This is a genomic window from Pseudomonas sp. QLc11A (assembly GCF_052112305.1).
GTDB lineage: Bacteria > Pseudomonadota > Gammaproteobacteria > Pseudomonadales > Pseudomonadaceae > Aquipseudomonas > Aquipseudomonas laurylsulfatiphila.
The window spans coordinates 1-19,411 of record NZ_JAVAJJ010000026.1; the positions used below are offsets into that span (position 1 = coordinate 1).

16 protein-coding genes are annotated in these 19,411 nt (G+C 61.4%); 11 read left to right on the forward strand and 5 right to left on the reverse strand.

Annotated elements, in window-relative coordinates:
* Nucleotides 1-227: 227 nt before the first annotated feature.
* Both Q8X48_RS27780 and Q8X48_RS27785 read left to right on the forward strand, forming a co-directional pair.
* The gene (locus Q8X48_RS27780) at nt 228-1,280 is read left to right on the forward strand and encodes a WD40/YVTN/BNR-like repeat-containing protein (RefSeq protein ID WP_015095361.1); all 1,053 of its coding nucleotides are present in this window, start codon (nt 228-230) and stop codon (nt 1,278-1,280) included.
* A gap of 28 nt (nt 1,281-1,308) precedes the next feature.
* The gene (locus tag Q8X48_RS27785; RefSeq protein ID WP_126046042.1) at nt 1,309-3,693 is read left to right on the forward strand and encodes an efflux RND transporter permease subunit; all 2,385 of its coding nucleotides are present in this window, start codon (nt 1,309-1,311) and stop codon (nt 3,691-3,693) included.
* Nucleotides 3,694-3,874: 181 nt separating this feature from the next.
* Here Q8X48_RS27785 and Q8X48_RS27790 read toward each other — a convergent pair whose 3' ends face one another.
* Entirely contained in the window at nt 3,875-4,594 is a 720-nt protein-coding gene (locus Q8X48_RS27790) for a FadR/GntR family transcriptional regulator (RefSeq protein ID WP_032829613.1), read from the reverse strand.
* Nucleotides 4,595-4,804: 210 nt separating this feature from the next.
* Nucleotides 4,805-6,541, reverse strand: a complete 1,737-nt coding sequence (locus Q8X48_RS27795) for an IlvD/Edd family dehydratase (protein ID WP_007979961.1) — start codon at nt 6,539-6,541, stop codon at nt 4,805-4,807.
* Nucleotides 6,542-6,735: 194 nt separating this feature from the next.
* Between Q8X48_RS27795 and Q8X48_RS27800 the strand changes: the two genes are divergently transcribed.
* From Q8X48_RS27800 to Q8X48_RS27840, 9 genes are all read left to right on the forward strand, one after another.
* Complete coding sequence (locus tag Q8X48_RS27800) at nt 6,736-8,058, forward strand: MFS transporter (RefSeq protein ID WP_407802601.1); 1,323 nt, start codon at nt 6,736-6,738, stop codon at nt 8,056-8,058.
* A 160-nt stretch (nt 8,059-8,218) separates the two neighbouring features.
* Nucleotides 8,219-9,211, forward strand: coding sequence for an AraD1 family protein (araD1, locus tag Q8X48_RS27805; protein ID WP_407802602.1), 993 nt, complete (start codon nt 8,219-8,221; stop codon nt 9,209-9,211).
* Nucleotides 9,212-9,221: 10 nt separating this feature from the next.
* On the forward strand, nt 9,222-10,802 hold the full coding sequence (locus tag Q8X48_RS27810) for an aldehyde dehydrogenase (NADP(+)) (RefSeq protein ID WP_407802603.1): 1,581 nt from the start codon (nt 9,222-9,224) through the stop codon (nt 10,800-10,802).
* Nucleotides 10,803-10,933: 131 nt separating this feature from the next.
* Nucleotides 10,934-11,272: a DUF5629 family protein gene (locus Q8X48_RS27815; protein WP_015095354.1), complete on the forward strand. Its 339-nt coding sequence runs from the start codon at nt 10,934-10,936 to the stop codon at nt 11,270-11,272.
* Complete coding sequence (locus Q8X48_RS27820; protein ID WP_407802604.1) at nt 11,265-12,434, forward strand: lactonase family protein; 1,170 nt, start codon at nt 11,265-11,267, stop codon at nt 12,432-12,434. Before Q8X48_RS27815 ends, Q8X48_RS27820 begins: the two co-directional genes overlap by 8 nt.
* Nucleotides 12,435-12,590: 156 nt before the next feature.
* Nucleotides 12,591-12,770 (forward strand): hypothetical protein, encoded by a 180-nt coding sequence (locus Q8X48_RS27825; RefSeq protein WP_007979950.1) that lies wholly within the window; start codon nt 12,591-12,593, stop codon nt 12,768-12,770.
* Between the two features lie 217 nt (nt 12,771-12,987).
* A complete protein-coding gene (locus Q8X48_RS27830) occupies nt 12,988-13,113 on the forward strand; it encodes a hypothetical protein (protein ID WP_007979948.1) in 126 nt (41 codons plus the stop codon).
* Nucleotides 13,114-13,228: 115 nt separating this feature from the next.
* Nucleotides 13,229-13,441, forward strand: a complete 213-nt coding sequence (locus Q8X48_RS27835; RefSeq protein WP_095967104.1) for a hypothetical protein — start codon at nt 13,229-13,231, stop codon at nt 13,439-13,441.
* Complete coding sequence (locus tag Q8X48_RS27840) at nt 13,438-13,695, forward strand: hypothetical protein (protein ID WP_007979945.1); 258 nt, start codon at nt 13,438-13,440, stop codon at nt 13,693-13,695. The genes Q8X48_RS27835 and Q8X48_RS27840 overlap by 4 nt, the downstream gene beginning before the upstream one ends.
* A 163-nt stretch (nt 13,696-13,858) precedes the next feature.
* Here the strand turns inward: Q8X48_RS27840 and Q8X48_RS27845 are convergent, their stop codons facing one another.
* Genes Q8X48_RS27845 through Q8X48_RS27855 form a run of 3 tightly spaced genes read right to left on the reverse strand, consistent with a single transcriptional unit; the run spans nt 13,859 to nt 19,334 of the window.
* A complete protein-coding gene (locus Q8X48_RS27845) occupies nt 13,859-14,455 on the reverse strand; it encodes a glutathione S-transferase (RefSeq protein ID WP_407802605.1) in 597 nt (198 codons plus the stop codon).
* Nucleotides 14,452-18,093, reverse strand: coding sequence for an AAA family ATPase (locus tag Q8X48_RS27850; protein WP_407802606.1), 3,642 nt, complete (start codon nt 18,091-18,093; stop codon nt 14,452-14,454). The genes Q8X48_RS27845 and Q8X48_RS27850 overlap by 4 nt, the downstream gene beginning before the upstream one ends.
* On the reverse strand, nt 18,090-19,334 hold the full coding sequence (locus Q8X48_RS27855) for an exonuclease SbcCD subunit D C-terminal domain-containing protein (RefSeq protein WP_407802607.1): 1,245 nt from the start codon (nt 19,332-19,334) through the stop codon (nt 18,090-18,092). Before Q8X48_RS27855 ends, Q8X48_RS27850 begins: the two co-directional genes overlap by 4 nt.
* Nucleotides 19,335-19,411 lie beyond the last annotated feature (77 nt).

Below are 19,411 nucleotides of genomic sequence, written 5' to 3' on the forward strand. Positions count from 1 at the left end.
ACCTGATACCCAACCATTCAGAACACCCCCCCATCCCCCCCGGTTAACAAAACATAACGTGGCGTCGATTGTCAGACGTTAAAAAACACCGATAGGATAAGCCAGCTTCCGAAGGGGCTCTGGATGGCGGGTTTCAGGACTATGCTCTGAAACAACCGGTCCAGGCACGCACCCTTGCGGCGCCCAGAAAGGTTGAACGACCTAACAATAATAATGGGAGAAGGTCTATGAGTGAGCCTGTCATGGGTGTGGGTATCTGCCGCCCGCCGGCACTGCGCAAATTAGCGTTGCTGGCTACAGCGCTCTCGCTGTTGGGCTCTGCCATGCTGTCGGCACCTGTGCTGGCCGCGGCGGCGCCAGCATCCGATGTTGTTTATTCCATTGAATCGGCCAAGGCTGCCAAAAGCCTGATGCTCGATGTCGTCCACGCCGGCAAGCGCCTGGTGGCGGTCGGGGATCGTGGGCACATCCTGTATTCCGATGACCAGGGCGCGACCTGGACCCAGGCCAAGGTGCCGACCCGGGCCCTGCTGACGTCGGTGTTTTTTGTCGATGACAAGCACGGCTGGGCCGTCGGCCATGACGCGCAGATCCTCGCCAGCGAGGACGGCGGCGCGACCTGGACCAAGCAATTCGAAGATCTGAATCGTGAATCGCCGCTGCTCGATGTCTGGTTCAAGGACGTCGACAGCGGCTTTGCCGTGGGCGCTTATGGCTCGCTGATGGAAACCACCGATGGTGGCAAGCATTGGGAAGATGCCAGCGACCGCCTTGACAACGAAGACCAGTACCACCTGAACGCGATCGCCGCGGTCAAGGACGCTGGGCTGTTCATCGTCGGTGAGCAGGGCAGCATGTTCCGCTCCGCTGATTGGGGCCAGACCTGGGAAAAGCTCGAGGGTCCGTACGAAGGTTCGCTGTTTGGCGTGATCGGCACGGCGCAGGCCAATACGTTGCTGGCCTACGGACTGCGCGGCAACCTGTACCGCTCCACGGATTTCGGCAGCACTTGGGAGCAAGTCGAGCTCAAGGCTGAGCGCGGCGACCTGGAGTTCGGGCTGTCCGGCGGCACGCTGCTCGACGATGGTTCGATCGTGATCGTCGGCAACGGCGGCTCGGTGATTCGCAGCAGTGACAATGGCGAAACCTTCAAGGTGGTCAACCGTGCGGACCGTATTTCGGTCTCGGCAGTGACTGCAGCAGGCAATGGCAATCTGGTTCTGGCCGGGCAGGGCGGCGTTCGCGTCACCTCGCCAAACGGTACCGAGTCGGGCAAATGAGCCGGGTTAATAATAAGAAGGCGGAGCTATGACTTCCTTGAGTACACATCACCAGGACAAGGCGACGTTCCTCGAGCGCCTGATCTTCAACAACCGTCCGGCAGTGATCACGATCTGCCTGCTGGTCAGTATTTTCCTGTTCTGGCAGGCGACGCTGATCCGTCCGTCCACCAGCTTCGAAAAAATGATCCCGCTGGAGCATCCTTTCATCCAGAAGATGATGGAGCACCGCAACGATCTGGCGAACCTTGGCAACACCGTGCGGATCTCGGTGGAAGCCACCGATGGCGACATCTTCTCCAAGGAGTACATGGAGACCCTGCGTCAGATCAACGACGAGGTGTTCTACATCTCCGGTGTCGACCGTTCCGGTCTGAAATCGCTGTGGAGCCCCAGCATTCGCTGGACCGAAGTGACGGAAGAGGGCTTCGCCGGCGGGGAAGTGATCCCGCAGAGCTACAACGGCTCCCAGGCCAGTCTCGATTTGCTGCGCAACAACGTGCTCAAGTCCGGTCAGGTCGGGCGCCTGGTGTCCAACGATTTCAAGTCGAGCATCGTCGACATTCCGTTGCTGGAGTCCTACCCGGACCCGCAGGACCAGGGCAAGCTGCTGGCGCTGGACTATCGCAAGTTCTCCCACGAGCTTGAAGACAAGATCCGCACCAAGTTCGAAGCGCAGAACCCGAATGTGAAGATCCACATCGTCGGTTTCGCCAAGAAGGTCGGTGACCTGATCGATGGCTTGGTGATGGTCGTGATGTTCTTCGGTATCGCCTTCGTCATCACCCTGATCCTCCTGCTGTGGTTCACCAACTGCCTGCGCAGTACCGTCGCCGTGTTGAGCACGACGCTGGTGGCCGTGATCTGGCAGCTGGGCCTGATGCACTTCTTCGGCTTCGGGCTCGACCCCTATTCGATGCTGGTGCCGTTCCTGATCTTCGCCATCGGTATTTCCCACGGCGTGCAGAAGATCAACGGGATCGCCCTGCAATCGAGCGAGGCGGACAACGCCCTGACGGCGGCGCGCCGCACCTTCCGTCAATTGTTCCTGCCGGGGATGATCGCGATCCTTGCCGATGCCGTGGGTTTCATCACGCTGCTGATCATCGATATCGGCGTGATCCGCGAGCTGGCGATTGGCGCGTCCATCGGCGTGGCGGTGATCGTGTTCACCAACCTGATCCTGCTGCCAGTGGCGATTTCCTATGTCGGCATCAGCAAGCGTGCCGTGGACCGCAGCAAGAAAGACGCAACCCGTGAACATCCGTTCTGGCGCCTGCTGGCGAATTTTGCCAGCGCCAAAGTCGCACCGGTTTCCATTCTGCTGGCACTGATCGCCTTCGGCGGCGGCCTGTGGTACAGCCAGAACCTGAAAATCGGCGACCTCGACCAGGGTGCCCCGGAGCTGCGTCCGGACTCGCGCTACAACAAGGACAACAACTTCATCATCAACAACTACTCGACCAGTTCCGACGTGCTGGTGGTGATGGTCAAGACCAAGTCCGAAGGCTGCTCGCGCTATGAAGCCATGGCGCCGATCGACGAGCTGATGTGGAAGATGCAGAACACCGAGGGCGTGCAGTCGGCGATCTCCCTGGTGACCGTGTCCAAGCAAATGATCAAGGGCATGAACGAGGGCAACCTGAAATGGGAAACCCTGTCGCGTAACCCTGATGTGCTGAACAACTCCATCGCCCGCGCCGACGGCCTGTACAACAACAGTTGCTCCCTGGCGCCGGTGCTGGTGTTTCTCAACGATCACAAGGCCGAAACCCTGGATCGCGCGGTGCATGCGGTGCAGGAGTTCGCAAAGGAAAACAACAAGGAAGGCCTGGAGTTCATCCTCGCTGCCGGTAACGCCGGGATCGAGGCGGCCACCAACGAGGTGATCAAGAAGTCCGAACTGACCATCCTGATCCTGGTGTACATCTGCGTGGCGGTCATGTGCATGATCACCTTCCGTTCATGGGCGGCGACCTTGTGCATCGTGCTGCCGCTGGTGCTGACCTCGGTGCTCGGCAACGCCCTGATGGCCTTCATGGGCATCGGCGTGAAAGTGGCGACCCTGCCGGTCGTGGCGCTCGGGGTGGGGATTGGCGTGGACTACGGCATCTACATCTACAGCCGCCTGGAAAGCTTCCTGCGTGCCGGCCTGCCGCTGCAAGAGGCGTACTACCAGACGCTGAAGTCCACCGGCAAGGCCGTGCTGTTCACCGGTCTGTGCCTGGCGATCGGCGTGTGCACCTGGATCTTCTCGGCCATCAAGTTCCAGGCCGACATGGGTCTGATGCTGACCTTCATGCTGCTGTGGAACATGTTCGGTGCGCTGTGGCTGTTGCCGGCACTGGCGCGGTTCCTGATCAAGCCGGAGAAACTGGCGGGGCAGAAGGGCAACTCGTTGTTTGCTCACTGATCCATGAAGATGTGAAAAAGCCGCAACCTTGGTTGCGGCTTTTTTTTATCTCAAATTCGCACCAGCCCCTGTAGGAGCGAGCTTGCTCGCGATGGTCGTCAACGAAAACGCTGGTTGGCAGGTGCCCCGCGGTGCTCTGCGGTTTATCGCGAGCAAGCTCGCTCCTGCAAGGGGACGGTGATCAGGCAGGATCGCTACCCAACACCACATTCAACGCGCTACGCGCATCATCGAGCTGCACCAGCGTCGCATGCCGTGCGCCCAGAGCATCACGGTTCTCGATGGCGGTGAGAATCGCCTTGTGCCGCGGCAGCGCCAGTTCATGCAGGTTCGGTCGCTGGTTCGAATGCTTCAAGGCTTCGGCAATCGCCACCGAGAGCATGTTGCACAGATTGGCCAGCAAGTCGTTGTGGGTGGCGTCGGCGATGCGACTGTGGAAGTCCAGGTCCGGCTGCAACAGCGCCTCCGGTGTCGGCGCGGCTTCCATGCGCTGGTAGGCCTCACCGATGGACGCGATGTCCGCCTCGGTGGCGAATTGCGCGGCGAGGGCGGCAGCGGCCGGTTCGATGATGCTGCGCACACTGGTCAGCAGGTCGAAAAACTGGTTCTGCGGACTGCTCTGCATCAGCCAGTGCAGCACGTCCGGATCGAGCATGTGCCAGTCCTTGCGCGGCTTGACCACAGTCCCGACGCGCGGGCGGGAATACACCAGACCCTTGGCAACCAATACTCGGGTGGCTTCGCGCAGCACCGGCCGGCTGACCGCATACTCTTCGCACAACAGCGCTTCGGCGGGCAGTTTGTCGTCCGGCAGGAAACGTCCCGAGACGATCTGCATGCCCAGTTCCTGGACGATGCGCGAGTGCATGCTTTTGCGGTCGGAGGGTTTGCGGTAATCCATGGGGAGCGACGCGGTCCTGTGCGAATAGGTGTCGCGCATGATAGCAGGCGCGGCACGAACTTGAGGCAGGTGCAAAATCAAATGTAGGAGCGAGCTTGCTCCGGGCGGCGTTCCGACGATGGATTTCAAGACGGCGCTTGCTTACAGACCGCACGCGTTATCGTTCACGTCCATCGCGAGCAAGCTCGCTCCTACAGGGGGAGGGTGGTGTCAGTGGGAGTGACGCGGTACTTCAGCCCCACGGCAACCGACCAGGAAGTCGAAGTCGCAACCCTGGTCCGCTTGCAGCACATGGTCGATGTACAGCTGACGATATCCCCCGACGATCAGATTCTGCGGCGGTTGCAGGTCGGCCATGCGCGCGGCCAGTTCAGCATCGGGAATATCCAGGTGCAAACGGCCGCTGGCGCAATCGAGTTCGATCCAGTCGCCTTCTTTCACTGCGGCCAGCGGTCCACCGGCAGCAGCTTCGGGGGCGACGTGGAGGACAACAGTGCCGTACGCGGTGCCGCTCATGCGCGCATCGGAAATGCGCACCATGTCGGTCACACCCTGGGCCAGCAGCTTGGCTGGCAAACCCATGTTGCCCACTTCGGCCATGCCCGGATAACCCTTCGGCCCGCAGTTCTTCATCACCAGGATCGAGTTGGCATCCACGTCCAGTTCCGGGTCGTTGATCCGCGCCTTGTACATGTCGAAGTTCTCGAACACTACCGCGCGACCGCGATGCTGCATCAGTGCCGGCGTGGCGGCGGACGGCTTGAGCACCGCGCCCAGCGGTGCCAGGTTGCCGCGCAAGACGCAGATGCCGCCATCGGCGCGGATCGGGTTGTCGAGGGTGCGGATCACTTCGTCCTCGCCATAAATCGGCGCGTCTTTGGTGTTCTCGCCGATGGATTTGCCGTTGACGGTCAGGGCATTCGGATTCGGGATCAGGTTGGCTTCGCCGAGGCGACGAAGCACGGCCGGCAAGCCACCGGCGTAATAGAACTCTTCCATCAGGAAGCGTCCCGACGGTTGCAGGTCGACGATGGTCGGCATGCCGCGACCGATGCGGGTCCAGTCGTCGAGGTCCAGTTCCACGCCAATGCGCCCGGCGATGGCTTTGAGGTGAATCACCGCGTTGGTCGAACCGCCAATGGCGGCGTTGACGCGAATGGCGTTTTCGAAGGCTTCCCTGGTGAGGATCTTCGACAGTTTCAGGTCTTCGCGCACCATCTCCACGGCGCGCATGCCGGACATGTGCGCCAACACATAACGGCGCGCATCCACGGCCGGGATCGCGGCGTTGTGGGGCAGGGAGGTGCCCAGTGCTTCGGCCATGCAGGCCATGGTCGAGGCCGTGCCCATGGTGTTGCAGGTGCCGGCCGAGCGGGACATGCCGCCCTCGGCCGCGAGGAAGTCGTCGATGCTGATGGTGCCGGCCTTGACCTGTTCGCTGAGCTGCCAGACCACGGTGCCGGAGCCGATGTCCTTGCCCTTGTGCTTGCCGTTGAGCATCGGCCCGCCGGTGACGACGATGGCCGGTACGTCGCAACTGGCGGCGCCCATCAGCAGTGCCGGGGTGGTTTTGTCGCAACCGGTCAGCAGCACCACGCCATCGATCGGGTTGCCACGAATGGCTTCTTCCACGTCCATGCTCGCCAGGTTACGGGTGAGCATGGCGGTAGGACGCAGGTTGGATTCGCCGTTGGAGAACACCGGGAACTCCACCGGGAAGCCGCCGGCCTCGATCACGCCGCGTTTGACGTGCTCGGCAATCTGGCGGAAATGCGCGTTGCACGGAGTCAGTTCCGACCAGGTGTTGCAGATGCCGATGATCGGCTTGCCATGGAACTGGTGGTCGGCGATGCCCTGATTCTTCATCCAGCTGCGGTACATGAAGCCGTTCTTGTCGGCCGTGCCAAACCATTGGGCGGAGCGCAGGGTGGGTTTCTTATCAGACATGATCGGTTCTCTTATTGTATGACTATATTGTTCGAGCTGAGGCGTAACATAAGCTCAATTTGCGATGTTTGGAAGTGTTGTTGAGTAAATAGTATTACTATATAGTTCGCTCAAACGGAGGGATGGCCCTGGCGAATTTTTCGCGAGAGGCGTCCCCCGAGGTTCCATAACAACAACAATCGGAGACCGATCTCATGAGCCAGGAACTGCGGCTTATCCGTCGCATCACGCTGAAACTGATTCCCTTCCTGATCCTGCTGTACCTGATCGCCTACGTGGACCGCTCCGCAGTGGGCTTCGCCAAACTGCACATGGGCGCGGACATCGGTCTGGGCGATGCGGCCTACGGACTTGGTGCCGGGCTGTTCTTCATCGGCTACTTCCTGCTGGAAATCCCCAGCAACCTGATGCTCGACCGCTTTGGCGCACGGCGCTGGTTCGCGCGGATCATGCTCACCTGGGGCGCCATCACCATCGGCATGGCCTTCGTCCAGGGGCCGAACAGTTTCTATGTGATGCGCTTTTTGCTTGGCGCCGCCGAGGCCGGATTCTTCCCGGGTGTTCTGTACTACATCACCCAATGGTTCCCGGTGCGCCATCGCGGCAAGATCCTGGGGCTGTTCATCCTCTCGCAACCCATTGCGATGATGATCACAGGCCCCGTGTCCGGCGGCCTGCTGGGTATGGACGGCGTGCTCGGGCTGCACGGCTGGCAGTGGCTGTTCATTGTCATTGGCATCCCGGCGATCCTGCTGACCTGGCCTGTGCTGCGCTGGTTGCCGGACGGCCCGCAGCAAGTGAAGTGGATGGACCAGGCGGAAAAAGACTGGCTGAGCGGCGAGCTGAAAAAGGACCTGGACGCCTACGGCCAGACCCGTCACGGCAATCCGCTGCACGCCCTCAAGGACAAGCGCGTCCTGTTGTTGGCGCTGTTCTACCTGCCGGTGACCCTGAGCATCTATGGCCTCGGCTTATGGTTGCCGACCCTGATCAAGCAGTTTGGCGGCAGCGACCTGGTGACCGGTTTCGTTTCCGCTGTGCCGTACATCTTCGGCATCGTCGGCCTGCTGATCATTCCGCGCAGTTCCGACCGCTTGAATGACCGCTACGGCCACCTCGCCGTGCTTTACGTGCTGGGTGCGATCGGTCTGTTTCTCAGCGCCTGGCTGTCGGTGCCGGTGCTGCAACTGGCGGCGCTGTGCCTTGTGGCGTTCGCGTTGTTCTCCTGCACGGCGGTGTTCTGGACCTTGCCGGGCCGCTTCTTTGCCGGCGCCAGTGCGGCAGCGGGGATCGCCTTGATCAACTCGGTGGGCAACCTCGGCGGCTACCTCGGTCCATTCGTGATCGGCGCACTCAAGGAATACACCGGCAACCTGGCTTCGGGCCTGTATTTCCTGTCGTGCGTGATGGTGTTCGGGCTGGTGTTGACGGGTGTGGTGTATCGCTTGCTGGAGCGCAAGCACGTGTTGCCGGCCGAGGAGTTTGCGGCGAGTGCGCGTGGGGCCACCCGTACCTGACAGGAAACAGTAATTCACCACGGACTCTGTGGGAGCGGGCTTGCCCGCGATAGCAATCTGTCTGGCACATCAATGTTGAATGTGCCGCCGTCATCGCGGGCAAGCCCGCTCCCACAGGGGGGCGTGTTTGCCCGGGTTCTGGGTTAACAGGAGAAAATTCATGCGTTTGGTTCAATTCGAATTGAGTAACGGCGAACGCCGTGTCGGTGTGGTCGACAACGACCTGGTCCGTGAAGTGCAAGACGCGCGCACTGTTCGCGACCTGGCACTGGCGGCGATTGAAGCGGGCGCGAGCCTTGAGCAACAGGTGCAGAGCCTGGGGCTGGGCATCAGCCATGACTATGCCGATCTGCTGACGCAACGGCGCATCCTGCCGCCGCTGGATCATGCTGACCCCGCGCACATGCTGGTCAGCGGTACGGGCCTGACCCATCTGGGCAGTGCGTCGGCCCGGGACAAGATGCACCAGCAAAGCGGCGACGAAACTGCGATGACTGACACCATGCGCATTTTCAAATGGGGCGTGGAGGGCGGCAAGCCGGCGGCGGATGAAGCCGGCGTGCAACCGGAATGGTTCTACAAAGGCGATGGCAGCATCGTCGTAAGGCCAGGCCAGCCGTTTCCATTGCCACCGTTTGCCGAAGATGCCGGTGAAGAACCGGAGATCGCCGGCCTGTACGTGATCGGTCACGACGCCAAGCCGTATCGCCTGGGTTTTGCCGTGGGCAACGAGTTCTCCGACCACGTCATGGAGCGCAAGAACTACCTGTACCTGGCCCATTCGAAACTGCGTAGCTGCAGCTACGGCCCGGAACTGCGGGTGGGCGAGTTGCCGCAGCATCTGGCGGGCACCAGCCGCATCCTGCGCAACGGCGAAGTGCTGTGGCAGAACGAGTTCCTCAGTGGCGAGGCGAACATGTGCCACAGCCTCGCCAACCTGGAATTCCATCATTTCAAGTACAGCCAGTTCCTGCGCCCGGGGGACGTGCACATTCACTTCTTCGGCACCGCGACCCTGTCCTTTGCCGACGGCATTCGCACCCGCCCGGGTGATGTGTTCGAGATCACCCAGGCCGAGTTCGGCGCACCATTGATCAACGGCATCGCCCCGGTCGCGGCGGCTTTCGAACCTGGCACCGTCGGCACACTTTGAGGACTTACCCATGACCCGGATTCTTGGTCACAACTACATCGGCGGCCTACGCAGCGCCGCCGGCAGCGTCAAGTTGCACAGCGTAGATGCCAGCACCGGCGAAGACTTGCCCCACGATTTTTATCAGGCGACACCCCAGGAAGTCGATGCGGCGGCCCACGCAGCAGCGATCGCCTATCCGGCCTATCGCAGCCTGAGCGCGGAGCGACGGGCGCAGTTTCTCGATGCCATCGCCGATGAACTGGACGCCCTCGGTGATGATTTTGTCGCTATCGTCTGCCGCGAAACGGCGTTGCCCGCAGGGCGGATTCAAGGCGAGCGTGGGCGTACCAGCGGGCAGATGCGCCTGTTCGCCAAAGTGCTGCGTCGCGGTGATTTCTACGGCGCGCGAATCGACCGGGCATTGCCGGAGCGTCAGCCGTTGCCGCGTCCGGACCTGCGTCAGTACCGCATCGGCCTGGGACCTGTGGCGGTGTTTGGTGCCAGCAACTTTCCGCTGGCGTTCTCCACCGCTGGCGGCGATACCGCCTCGGCGCTGGCCGCCGGGTGCCCGGTGGTGTTCAAGGCCCATAGCGGCCACATGGCCACGGCCGAGCAGGTGGCGGATGCGATCATTCGCGCTGCCGAAAAAACGGGTATGCCGGCCGGCGTGTTCAACATGATCTACGGCGGGGGTGTCGGCGAGGCACTGGTCAAGCATCCGGCCATCCGGGCCGTGGGGTTCACCGGTTCGCTCAAGGGTGGTCGGGCCCTGTGCGACATGGCCGCGGCACGTGCGCAACCGATTCCGGTGTTCGCCGAGATGTCGAGCATCAACCCGGTGATCGTCTTGCCCCAGGCATTGCAGGCGCGGGCCGACACGGTCGCCCGGGACCTCACTGCCTCGGTGGTGCAGGGCTGCGGGCAGTTCTGCACCAATCCGGGTCTGCTAATCGGCATTCGCTCGGCGTCGTTCAGTGCCTTTGTGCAGCAAGTGGCCGGGTTGATGGGCGACCAGCCGGCGCAAACCATGCTCAATGCCGGTACCCTGGGCAGCTATGGTCAAGGCTTGCAAAAACTGCTGGCGCATCCGGGAATTGAACACCTGGCCGGCAATCCGCAACAGGGCAATCAGGCCCAACCGCAGCTGTTCAAGGCCGATGTCCGTCTGCTGCTCGATGGCGATGAAGTCCTGCAAGAGGAAGTGTTCGGGCCAACCACCGTGGTGGTCGAGGTCGCGGATCAGGCGCAACTGACGGCCGCCCTGAACGGCCTGCACGGCCAATTGACCGCCACCGTCATTGGCGAGCCGCAAGACTTCGAGCAGTTCGCCGGGCTGACGGCATTGCTGGAGCAGAAGGTCGGACGCATCCTGCTCAATGGCTATCCGACTGGTGTGGAAGTCTGCGATTCGATGGTCCACGGCGGGCCTTACCCGGCAACGTCCGATGCGCGCGGTACATCGGTGGGCACACTGGCCATCGATCGTTTCCTGCGCCCGGTGTGTTTCCAGAACTACCCGGACAGTTTGCTGCCGGACGCGCTGAAGAACGGCAATCCGCTGCGCATCCAGCGACTGGTGGATGGGCAACCATCGCGCGACGCCCTCTAACGGCTGACCACAATCCCTGTGTGCGGGCTTGCCCGCGATAGCGGAGGGTCAGCAACATCGTTGTCGACTGATTGACCGCCATCGCGGGCAAGCCCGCTCCCACAGGTTTGTGTGAAACTTTGGTCGGGTGCATGAGCTATCATTGGCGCTTTCCCATTCAAAGACTGATTGCCATGACTGCCCCAACCGACACCTTGCTCAATGCCCTCGAACACTGCGGAATGGTGGAAATCGACGGGCTGCATGCCTTCGAATTCGCCCTCGACGAGTTCGATAATCTGCACATTGAATGCATGGATGGCCGTGCGGCCAAACACTGGGAGTTCACCCCGGCGCAGGTCCAGGCCGCGACCTTCGACACCTCGCTGCAAAGCTGGTTGATCACCGGTGACTCGGGCGAACACCGTTTGGTGTGCCTGGGCGATATCGTCGGCTGTGATAACGAAGATGATGACCAGGACGATGCGTAACCTCTGGCCACTGTTGATGGCCGGCAGCATCGGCGCGATGGGCGTCCAGGCCGCATCCGCCGAGGACTATCAACTGCTGGTGGGCTCTTACACCGCCGGGCAAAGCCAGGGGATCTACCGCCTGGCGTTCGACAGCACCACCGGGCAGATCAACGCCAAGCCCTTGCAAGTGGTGAAAAGCGAAAATCCATCGTGGTTGACCCTGTCGAAAGACCAGCGACACCTGTTCGTGGTCAACGAAAACGGTCCGGGCCAGGCTGATCCGCTCGGGCGCGTCAGCACTTACGCGATTGATCCCAAGACCCACGTGCTGAGCCTGATCAACCAGGTGCAAAGCCTGGGCAACGAGCCGACCCATTCCAGTCTCAGCGTCGATGGCAGCCATTTGTTTGTCAGCAATTACTCGGTGGCCGAAGACCCCGGCGGTACCCTCGCGGTGGTGCCGGTGGCGGCCGATGGCACGCTCAAACCTGTGGTGCAGATGAGCAGCCACCCGGCGAGCTGGGTCAATCCCGAGCGCCAGGCCTCGGCCCACGTGCATTCGACCGTCCCGTCGCCGGACGGTAAGTACGTGTTCTCCAACGACCTGGGCGCCGACAAGGTGTTTGCCTACCGTTTCGACCCCAAGGCCAATCCGCAGCTGCCATTGACCCCGGCCAACCCGGCGTTCGTGCAACTGCCGCCCGGTAGCGGGCCGCGGCATTTGCTGTTCAGCGCCGATGGCAAACACGCCTGGCTGACCATGGAAATGAGCGCTCAGGTGGCGGTGTTCGATTACCACGACGGCACGCTAGAGCAGACGCAGATGGTCGACCTGGCTGCCGGGCAACCCGTCTCGGACAAGGCGGCCGCCGCGTTGCATGCCTCGGCCGATGGCAAGTTCCTCTACGTCAGCAACCGTGGCACGGCCAATCAACTGCTGGTGTTTGCCATTGATCCGCTAACCGGACACCTTACCGAGCTGCAACGCCGGGCGGTAGAAGGCGATCATCCACGGGAGTTCAGCCTTGATCCGAACGGCAAATTCCTGTTGGTCGCCAACCAGAAGAGCAACCAGATTGTCGTCGTCGAACGCGACGCCAAGAGCGGTCTGTTGGGTAAAACCGTGCAAAAACTGCCGATGGACGCCCCCAGCGACCTGAAGTTTCTGCTGCGTCAATAAGCCGCAGGCCCCGGTTGATGGGGCCTGCCTGCTTTTATCAATGACGCTGATATCTGGTACTGCTACAAAGCATTTCAAGGTGCGAACCCTCGAGGGTTAAGTTTGCTTCACGGCCCCACCGGGCAAGCAAGCCAACTGAATCCGAGGAATACCGCCATGAACTTCAACATCTTCTCTGTCATCGCCGCTTCCGCCATTTCTGCCACCGTTGCGCTGCCAGCCAGTGCCAACGTTGAAATCAGCGACAAAAAAGCCCACACCCAGAGCTACACCCAGAAATACCTGCAACAGAGCGCCAACTTCTACGCCGCGCTGGATCACAAGACCCAAGCCTGAACTTCCCCCCCTGCCTTTATGCAGGAGCGAAGTCATTGATGATCGAAGCGCCTGATGCTGAGAAGCAGGTGTCGAAAACGATCAGAGTGATGTCGCTCCTGCATAACGCATTTGCGACAGCATCATTTTGCTATCAATGTCGCGCTTGATATCACATGGCCATGCGTTTAAATTGACGCTGATTTTTTGACTCCTCCTCACGGCAAGGATCGGCAGCATGGTGACGCGTCTGGCATTGGTTCTTCTGTTTCTCTATTCCACCCCTATTTTGTCGGCATCCGACGCTGTTTCCGGTGAACCGGATGCTGCGCGCGAGCGCTTGATGAGTTTTATTGAAGACTGAAATAGTCTGGCTTGATGATCAACGAAGCTGATGATCACTATGGATAACCCTGAGTGGTTACCCAGGCTGTTTTGATCGATTCTGTGGGCATTGAAACATGCCTGCGGAGAACATCATGGCCAGCGCAATTCTCACTTCTGCCAAACTCGGTGCTTATGTAGCGATCGGCCTGTACCTTGCCATGGTGCTGTTGGTCAGCCTGTCAGCCCAGTCACAATCCAGCTTCGAAGCACCGATCCAGGTCGCTCATCCCGGCATCCAGTTTGACCACCGTGCGCAAAACGCCAGCGTTGATCAGGCTGAACTCGCAGGAGTCGCCGGCGCATGAAAGGGCACAGACTTTGGGTCATCGCCTTCCTGGCGTTCATGACCAACGGATCCTCCCTGCTGGGGATCGGACAGGGCTCGGCGGGCTCGGTGGCACGCGCCATCGAAGCCAATCACAACATTGCCCGCAACATCGAAAATGCCAATGCGCAGGGCATGCTGGCCGGTAATCCGCCGATCAGGAATGAAGGGGTGGTTTTCGGGCCGTTCCAGGTGGATTGCTCGGCGATCGGGATGTGTGGGGTGTTGGCTTGAACCCTGCTGGTCACTGAATCCTTTGTGGCGAGGGGGCTTGCCTGTGGCGAGGGGGCTTGCCCCCGTTCGGTCGCGAAGCGGCCGTAAATCCGGATGACCAGAAAAAGCTTGGGGCTGCTTCGCAGCCCAACGGGGGCAAGCCCCCTCGCCACAGGGGTCGTGCTTACTTGCGCATCACACTGGTAAACAGTTCAGACTCCAGAAACCGCTGCAACCAGTCCTGCAACCGCCGATACGGCGTCTGCGCAAACCATTCGCGGTCGACGTGGGCGAACTGGCGCACGAAGGGCATCAGCGCCACGTCGGCCAGGCTTGGATGGTCGGCCAGCAAATAGTCGCGTCCCTCCAGCAACTCATCCAGCCTTTGCAAAAACACCTCGCCCTCGGCGCGATAAACCTCCATAGGTTGCTCGGGATAACGCTCGGCGTACTTGTAGCGGTTCAAGTGCACCTTGAACACTTGATCGTTCTGTTCGATCAGCGGGGCGATCTGTGCCGCTGCATCAGGATCATCCTTGAGCAACCAGTCTTGCGGATCGTTCTGTGCCAGGGCCCAGCGCATGATGTCGAGGCTTTCGTCGATCACCCGGCCATCGGCGCTCAGCACCGGCACCGTGCCTTTGCCCGACAGCGCGAGCATCTCGGCGGGCTTGGCCTTCAGGCTGACTTCGACGATGTCCACGGCCACTGCCGAATAACGCAGGGCCATTCGTGCACGCATGGCGTAGGGGCAGCGGCGGAAGGAATACAGCCTGTTCATTTCACCTCCAGGGTGCTCAGGCCGTTGCCCTGGCGGCGGACCTGAATCTGCACCGGAATCCGTTCATGCATTTCCTGTACGTGGGAAATCACCGCGACCTTGCGGCCTTGTGCCTGCAAGCCGTCGAGGGCGTCCATGGCCAGTTGCAGGGACTCCGGATCGAGGCTGCCGAAGCCTTCGTCGATGAACAGCGACTCGATTTTCAGCGTGCTCGATGCCATCGAGGCCAGGCCGAGGGCCAGTGCCAGCGATACCAGGAAGGTCTCGCCACCGGACAGCGAATGCACCGAACGCAGTTCGTCACCCATTTCGGTGTCCATCACCAGCAACCCGAGCATGCTGCCGCCGCGCTTGAGGCGATAACGGCGCACCAGTTGGCGCAATTGCACGTTGGCGTGATGCACCAGCAGGTCGAGGTTGTAGGCCTGGGCGATCTTGCGGAAGGTGTCGCCGGTGGCGGACCCGATCAACGCATTCAGGCGTGCCCAGCGTTGATACTCGTTGTAGGCGTCGGCAATCTGTTGGGCCAGGGCCTGATTGGCGTTCTGCCGGCGCTGGTCTTCGACCTGCTCGGCGCGCAGTTCGGCACAGTGCTGCTCGCTGACGGCGAACTGATGTTGCAGGTCGGTGAGGGCGGTGGCGAGTTGCTCGGCATCGAGATGGCCGTTGTGCTGGGCTTGATGATCAAGCAAGCGCTGATCACGCTCTTGAAGCAGCACCTTGGCCTGTTCGATGGCTTTTTCGTTGTGTTGCAAGCGTTGGCGCAGTTCGCTGACTTGCGTGTCGTCGACCCGCAGCAAGTCTTCGAGGCCACCGTCATCCAGCTCAGGATGCCGGGCGCGCCAGTCGGCGATCTTGTCGGTGAGATCGCGATCTTCGTTTTCCAGCGCTTGCAAACGCTCCTGCTGCGCCTTGAGTTCGGCGGCGATCTGCACCCGTTGCGTACATACCTGCTGCAGCTCCTGCGCCGTTGTTGCCTGGGCACTGCGTGCTTGCTCTACGGCGTTTTCCAGCCCTTGCTGCCACTGCTCGGCGCTGCCGTGCTCGCCCAGCAGTTGTGCAAGCTGGTGCTGGCAAGCCCGTTGCTGTTCGGCCAGTGCACTGAATTGCTGCTCGGCGATTTGCTGTTGTTGCACGCGGGTTTGCTGGCGATCCTGTTCTTTCTCAAGCGTCTGTTGACGCTGTTGCTGCTCGGCAAGTTCTTCTTTCTGCTGATCGAGCTGTGTGAGGCGTTCGGCGATCTGCCGATCCAGCTGCATGAACGTCGCAGCAGGCTCCACCCGTAGCGCTTCGAGGGTTTCGGCCGGTAGAAGGCTGCCGAATGCGGCGAGTTCCTCGTTGAGCCGTTGACGATCGCTGCCCAGTTCGCGCTGCTGGTTGCTCAGGTGCTGGGCCGCTTGCTGATGCGCGGTTTCGGCGTGGCGCAATTGCTGGGTCAGGCGCGCGGCGTCCTGCTGCAGGGTGAGCAGGGCGCGTTGACGCTGTTCGTCTTGAGTGATGCTCTGGTTCAACTGATCGTTTTGCCGGGTCAACCAGGCGTCGCGCTTTTCGGCGTCCTGGTCCAGAAGCTGTGCAGCCAGTGGGTGAGCGTCGAGGCTCGGAGCCAAGGCTTGTTGTTGGGCGTCCAGTTGCTCCTGTTGTTGCAGCTGCTCCTTTTGCCGGGCGATGACGCCCACCACTTCGGCGCGCAGTTCGGTGAGCTTTTCCTTGAGCTGGTCGACCGCTTGCTGCGCGCGGGTCTGTTCGTTTTCATCGTGGCGACCGAGGCTTTGCAGCAGCGCTTCGGGCTGATGGTAAGGATGCTCGTGACTGCCGCAGACCGGGCACGGCTGGTCGTCCTGCAACTGCGTGCGCAACTCTTCGACACTCGCACTGCGGGCCAGACGTTGGCGTTCCAGCAGTTCCCGGGTGACGTTGAAGGTTTGTTCGGCAACCGTCAGTTCGGCTTTGGTTTTCACCCCGTCCTGAGTCAGGCGCTCACGTTCCTGTTGCGCGGTGAGCTGACGCTGTTGCAGTTCGGTACTGCGCTTGTCCAGTTCCTGCTGGCTGGCCCACAGCCGCGTCAGGTCTTCGATGGCGCGCAGCTGTTTACGGTTGTCCTGCAACAGGTTGCCGAGGATGCCGATCTGCTCGGCCACGGCGTCCGGCTCCGCACCGGCCTCCTTGAACAGCACTTCAAGTTGCTGCTTTTGCAAGGCGAGTTCTTCGCCGTTGCGGGTGGCGTTTTGTTCAAGAGTCGCCAGCTCGGCCTGGCCTTTGTTCAAGCGGTTGCCGATCAACATCAACTGTTGCAGGCGATCCCGATAGGCATTCCACGCGTCGCTGAGCGGCGCCAGATGGGCGCTTTGTTCAAGCTCGGTGGCGATACGCTGCAAACGTTCGGCAACCTGGTTCTGCTTTTCCAGCAAGGCTTGAATGGCGCTTTGGCCCTGGATGCAGGCTTGTTCTGCGGTGTGCTTCGCGTCGGCGCTGAGGGCGGCGTCCCTGGCCAGGCGGGCGAGGGTGCTTTGTTCTTCGAAGGCCTGGCGCAGTAGCGGAGCCCTTTCGGTTTGTCGTTGTTGGGCTTCGCTCAGGGCGATTTGTGTGGCAGAGAGGTTTTGCTCCAGCAACGTCTGGCGTTCAGTCAGCTCCTGCTGCTGCCGGGTATGGTCAGCAACCTGTGCGGCCAGTGGCGTCAGCAGTGCATCGAGCTTGGTTTTGCGGGCGAACTGGTGCCGTTGTGGGCCGAGTTGTTCCAGCCGTGTCAGCTTCAAGCGTTCGCCGGCCAAACCTTCCCAGTGCTGTTGGGCACTGTGAAGTTGCTCGGTCGCTGCGAGTTGAATGTCCTGCAACTGACGCAGCTCCTTGAGCCAGGTGTGCTGCTGCTCAAGCTGTTTGAGTTGTGCCTGCTGCAACTTCTGCTGTTGCTGCGCGGCATTGAAGCGCTCATCCAGTTCCGCACGGGCCTGCGGTGCCAGCGGCGTCACTCCGCTGGCTTGATCCTGCAGCAGCTTGTGAACCTCGCGAGCCTCCTTGGTCTTGTCGAAGGCGCGACGACCGAGTCGGGTGTAGAGCGCCGTGTCGGTGAGTTTCTCCAGCAGTTCGCTGCGGTCGTTGTCGTCGGCCTTGAGGAATGCGCTGAACTCGCTTTGCGCCAGCAGCACGGCGCGGGTGAACTGTTCGAAGTTCAGCCCCAGCGCGGCTTCGAGCTGAGCCTTGTATTCGCCTTTCTGGCTGGCCAGCAACTGGTCCTGATCGATGTCACGCAAGCTCTGGCGGCTGGCCTGCAGTTTGCCGGCGGCCTTGTCCCGGGCGCGATTGGCTTCCCAGCGAGCGCGGTAGCGGCGGCCGTCGACTCCGACGAAATCCACTTCCGCATAGCCTTCACCGGTGCCGCGCCGCAGCAGGGTTCGCGGGTCGCCGGTGCCGATTTCGCCGTCGGCGTCCGGCACTTTCGCGTCGCGGCCGGTGTTGTTCAGGCGTGGAACGGCGCCAAACAGCGCCAGGCACAAAGCATCGAGCAACGTGCTTTTACCGGCACCTGTGGGGCCGGTGATGGCAAACAGTCCGGCACTGGCCAGGGGTTCGGCGGTGAAGTCGATTTCAAAGGGCCCGGCCAGGGAGGCGAGGTTTTTCAGGCGGATCGCGAGAATTTTCATGGTTGTTCGCTCTCCATCTGCACGTCCTGCAACAGCTCGGCAAAGTCCTTGAGGGTTTGCTCGTCGACCTCGCTGCCGTAGTTGTCCTGCCAGGCACGGCTGAACAGCTCTTGGGGCGTGAGCTGGTCCAGTTCGATCAGCGTGCTGCCCTCATCGGCACCGTCACGGCTGCCGTTGCCAGCGTACTCGGCGGCGATGCGCACCAGGCGCACGGCCTTGCCTTGCAGGGCGGTTTCCACTTGATTGCGCAGGTCGGGCTGCGGCTCATCGAGGCGCACCCGCACCTCCAGCCACGGTTGGCGCTGGATGTCGGCCAACAGGTCGATGTCCGGCAGGTCCGCCAGCTGCAGCAGGATCTCGCTCAAGGGCGCCGGGCCGATGCGTTGCAGGTTGACCGCGCGGGGAATCAGTTTGGGCTCGACGCTGACCAGGGTTTCGCCGTCGAGCCTGATGTCGAGAATCTGGTGCTGATAGCTGATCTCGGAGAACGACAGCGGAATCGGCGAGCCGCTGTAGCGGATGCGCTCCTCGCCGTTGACCTTCTGCGGTTTGTGCAGGTGGCCCAGGGCAACGTAGCTGATGCTCGGCCCGAACAGGCTGGCGGGCAGGGCTTCGGCGTTGCCGATGATCAGGCTGCGCTCGGAGTCTTCCGACACCGAGCCGCCCGCCATGTGCGCGTGGCTGATGGCGATCAGTGCCTGGCCTGGTGTGCGCTTGGCGTTGGCCGCTTCGATCAGCCATTCGTGCACCTGGCCGATCCCGCGCAGGTAGTTGTCGCCCAAGTGCGCGCCGGTGACTTCCGCCGGGCGCAGGAACGGCAGTGCCAGGCACCAGGCGGTGACTTCACCACTGGCGTCAGGCAACGGCAGCAACAGGCGCTCGGCATCCAGCTGCCCGTCGTCCAGCCACAGCACACGACCGAGTGCATGGGTGCGCAAGCGCCGCATCAAGGGCGCGGGCAGTTCGATCCGCGAGCCGGAATCATGGTTGCCGGCAATCATCACGATGGTCAGCGACGGCTGCTGCTCGTGGGCGCTGACGATGAAGTCGTAGAGCCGCTCCTGGGCTTTGACCGGCGGGTTGACCGTGTCGAAGATATCGCCGGCGATCAACAGCACATCCGGCTGATCCAGCTTCAGCTGGCGTAACAGCCAGTCAAGAAAACAGCCATGTTCGAAATCGCGATCCTGGCCGTGCAGGTTTTGCCCCAGGTGCCAGTCGGAGGTGTGAAACAAGCGCAAGGCGGACTCCGGTACAAAAATAGGTGATGGCCGCGTGAAAAATGAAGGCGGCGAAAGGGGGGAGAGTTTACTGGTAA

Excerpts from the sequence above, each read along its gene's own strand:
- Q8X48_RS27780 (WP_015095361.1), top strand. The coding sequence starts at position 228 with ATGAGTGAGCCTGTCATGGGTGTGGGTATCTGCCGCCCGCCGGCACTG.
- Q8X48_RS27785 (WP_126046042.1), top strand. The coding sequence starts at position 1,309 with ATGACTTCCTTGAGTACACATCACCAGGACAAGGCGACGTTCCTCGAG.
- Q8X48_RS27790 (WP_032829613.1), bottom strand. The coding sequence starts at position 4,594 with ATGGATTACCGCAAACCCTCCGACCGCAAAAGCATGCACTCGCGCATC.
- Q8X48_RS27795 (WP_007979961.1), bottom strand. The coding sequence starts at position 6,541 with ATGTCTGATAAGAAACCCACCCTGCGCTCCGCCCAATGGTTTGGCACG.
- Q8X48_RS27800 (WP_407802601.1), top strand. The coding sequence starts at position 6,736 with ATGAGCCAGGAACTGCGGCTTATCCGTCGCATCACGCTGAAACTGATT.
- araD1 (WP_407802602.1), top strand. The coding sequence starts at position 8,219 with ATGCGTTTGGTTCAATTCGAATTGAGTAACGGCGAACGCCGTGTCGGT.
- Q8X48_RS27810 (WP_407802603.1), top strand. The coding sequence starts at position 9,222 with ATGACCCGGATTCTTGGTCACAACTACATCGGCGGCCTACGCAGCGCC.
- Q8X48_RS27815 (WP_015095354.1), top strand. The coding sequence starts at position 10,934 with ATGAGCTATCATTGGCGCTTTCCCATTCAAAGACTGATTGCCATGACT.
- Q8X48_RS27820 (WP_407802604.1), top strand. The coding sequence starts at position 11,265 with ATGCGTAACCTCTGGCCACTGTTGATGGCCGGCAGCATCGGCGCGATG.
- Q8X48_RS27825 (WP_007979950.1), top strand. The coding sequence starts at position 12,591 with ATGAACTTCAACATCTTCTCTGTCATCGCCGCTTCCGCCATTTCTGCC.
- Q8X48_RS27830 (WP_007979948.1), top strand. The coding sequence starts at position 12,988 with ATGGTGACGCGTCTGGCATTGGTTCTTCTGTTTCTCTATTCCACCCCT.
- Q8X48_RS27835 (WP_095967104.1), top strand. The coding sequence starts at position 13,229 with ATGGCCAGCGCAATTCTCACTTCTGCCAAACTCGGTGCTTATGTAGCG.
- Q8X48_RS27840 (WP_007979945.1), top strand. The coding sequence starts at position 13,438 with ATGAAAGGGCACAGACTTTGGGTCATCGCCTTCCTGGCGTTCATGACC.
- Q8X48_RS27845 (WP_407802605.1), bottom strand. The coding sequence starts at position 14,455 with ATGAACAGGCTGTATTCCTTCCGCCGCTGCCCCTACGCCATGCGTGCA.
- Q8X48_RS27850 (WP_407802606.1), bottom strand. The coding sequence starts at position 18,093 with ATGAAAATTCTCGCGATCCGCCTGAAAAACCTCGCCTCCCTGGCCGGG.